The organism is Vreelandella sedimenti, from assembly GCF_013416325.1.
In the GTDB taxonomy this organism is placed as follows: Bacteria; Pseudomonadota; Gammaproteobacteria; order Pseudomonadales; family Halomonadaceae; genus Vreelandella; species Vreelandella sedimenti.
Window position 1 is genome coordinate 1 of record NZ_JACCGK010000058.1, and the last position, 588, is coordinate 588.

Genomic DNA, 588 nt, shown 5'->3' on the forward strand with positions numbered 1-588 from the left:
TTTGATACTCATTGAGCCTTCTCCCCCAGCTCAGCCTGTTTGGCTAAGCTGAAAAGGCGACCAAACCTAACAGGAGAAGACTCAATGAACTTTTACAATAGCACTCATCGCCATTACTGTGGCATTGATCTTCATGCCCGTAGCCTGTACGTCTGCATCATGGATCAGCAGGGTGAAACCCTTCTGCATAAAGAGATTCCAGCCAAACCAGAACCTCTGCTGCATCTGATCGAACCCTACCTGGACGATCTTGTCATCGGGGTTGAATGCATGCACTGCTGGTACTGGATTGCCGATTTCTGTGAAGACCAGGGCATTGTTTTTATTCTCGGTCATGCCCTTTATATGAAGGCCATTCATGGCGGTAAAACTAAAAATGACCGCGTGGATTCTTACAAGATCGCCGCGCTTATTCGAGGCGGTAACTTTCCCCTCGCTTATGTCTACCCTCGCAGCATGCGAGCAACGCGGGATTTACTCCGTCGTCGTACTGGGCTCGTTCGTCACGGCGCTGATCTCAAAGCCCATGTTGTCAACACCACAAGTCAGTACAATCTGCCACCCAACAAGGTCAATTTGAAAAATGTC

General features: G+C 49.0%; 1 protein-coding gene. It reads left to right on the top strand.

Annotated features, from left to right (window positions below; all coding sequences use genetic code 11):
* Positions 1 to 84: 84 nt before the first annotated feature.
* A partial coding sequence (locus tag HZU72_RS23600) for an IS110 family transposase (protein ID WP_180096382.1) occupies positions 85 to 588 on the top strand: 504 nt, incomplete at its 3' end.